At 46.6% G+C, this 326-nt stretch carries 1 pseudogene; it reads left to right on the top strand.

Annotation, left to right across the window (positions count from 1 at the left end):
* Positions 1-129: 129 nt before the first annotated feature.
* Positions 130-326: pseudogene (locus tag CIK90_RS01880) on the top strand (IS1380 family transposase); the annotation flags it as partial.

Here is a 326-nt window from a genome sequence, read left to right as displayed (position 1 = left end):
GCATCGTGGGGTAAGGGGATGGTGGCTACATATTGATGTTGTGCTGTTGCTTTTTACTGAAAGCTGCTACTAACGACTCATAAATCTACCCTTAATCGTGTATTGGATGATAGTTGCGGATTTTAGGTCATGGAGAAATTTGACTCCATGCTTTCACCCGTTATCGACTCAACACTGGGTCAGAGATGCCGCAGTATCATCGGATATCAGTTCAGCGAGATAGTCCGTTCGCTGATGAGCGTTTATTTCTGTGGCGGCTCATGCGTGGAAGACGTAACGTCACAACTGATGCGCCATCTCTCGTATCATCCTACCCTTCGTACATG

The organism is Prevotella sp. P5-126, from assembly GCF_002251185.1.
Lineage (GTDB): Bacteria > Bacteroidota > Bacteroidia > Bacteroidales > Bacteroidaceae > Prevotella.
This window is presented reverse-complemented; position numbering and strand designations above follow the sequence as displayed.